1 protein-coding gene is annotated in these 1459 nt (G+C 73.0%); it reads right to left on the bottom strand.

Annotated elements, in window-relative coordinates:
• A partial coding sequence (locus AC1D01_RS34390) for a thiamine pyrophosphate-binding protein (RefSeq protein ID WP_477873946.1) occupies nucleotides 1-1258 on the bottom strand: 1258 nt, incomplete at its 3' end.
• Nucleotides 1259-1459: the final 201 nt, after the last annotated feature.

Below are 1459 nucleotides of genomic sequence, written 5' to 3'. Positions count from 1 at the left end.
GCTGCATGCCGTGGTAGCGGCAGAAGCGGTGCAGCCAGCCGCTGTAGTTGCCGGCGCCGTTGGTATAGACCGTGTCGGCCGGCGCGAGGCGCTGGATGGTCTTGATGACCTCGGCCATGTCGAGCGGCTGCACCGCGGCGGCGACGTGGTTGGCCTCGTAGTCGGCATGCGCCGCGGCCGTCCACTCGCCCCAGGCCGGTTTGGTCGGCGCGGCCAGCGCTTCGAGCGCCTTCGCGGCAGCGGCCATCGACGACTGCAGCAGCAGGTCGGCGGCATAGACGCGGCCGAGCTCCTCCGGCCCCGCATGGATGTGCACCAGCTTCTGCAGCGGCCGCGGCGCCTTCAGCAGCGTGTAGCCGCCGGTCGTCATCTCGCCCAGCCGCGCGCCGACGGCGATCACCAGGTCGGCCTCGCCGATGCGCCGCGCGAGCGCCGGGTTGATGCCGATGCCGACGTYGCCGGCGTAGTTGGCATGCCGGTTGTCGAACAGGTCCTGGAAGCGGAACGCGCAGCCGACCGGCAGGTTCCAGTTCTCGGCGAAGCGCTGCAGCGCGGCACAGGCCGCCGCGTCCCAGCCGCTGCCGCCGGCGATCACGAACGGCCGCTCGGCGGCCATCAGCAGCGCGCGCAGGTCGCGCAGGCCGCCCGGCGCGGGCCAGGCATGGGCCGGCTCGGCGCGCGGCAGCACCGGCGCGCTGGTGGCCTGGGTCAGCATGTCTTCCGGCAGCACCAGCACGACCGGCCCGGGCCGCCCCTGCAGCGCGGTGTGGAAGGCGCGCGAGATGTATTCGGGCAGCCGCGCCGGGTCGAGCACCTCGCCGACCCACTTCGCGAAACCGAGCGTGCCGGGGCCGAACACCTGCCGGTAGTCGAGCTCCTGGAAGGCCTCGCGGTCGCGCTGGTCGCTGGCCACCTGGCCGATGAACAGCACCATCGGCGTGCTGTCCTGGAAGGCGGTGTGCAGCCCGATGCTGGCATTGGTGGCACCCGGGCCGCGCGTCACGAAGCACACGCCCGGGCGGCCGGTCAGCTTGCCCTGCGCCTCGGCCATGAAGGCGGCGCCGCCCTCCTGCCGGCAGGCGATGAAGCGGATGCTGTCGCGGTGCTCGTGGAAGCCGTCGAGCACGGCCAGGTAGCTCTCGCCGGGGACACCGAAGACGGTGTCGATGCCCTGGGCGATCAGGGCTTCGACCAGCACGTGGCCGGCGAGGCGTTGCGAACGTTGCGGGCGGGGCGGGGAAGACGCGGATTCAGTCATGTCGGCGCGGCGCAGGAAGCTGGACGGAAGCGCCCAGTGTGCCTCGTGCGCTGACGATTCGCGGCAACCTGGAACCGGATGTGTCCGCGGGCGACGCAATCGGCGCCTGCGTCGGCGCGTATGGTGCGCATGCGCCGCGCCGATGGGTCGCGCGAACGCAGTGCCGGCGCGGGCTGGCAGGCGGCGCGCATGCCCCTGCCC

Source organism: Rhizobacter sp. P3_B12, assembly GCF_056402895.1.
Note: the sequence above shows the minus strand (reverse complement) of the source record. Positions and strands in the feature narration are given on the sequence as shown.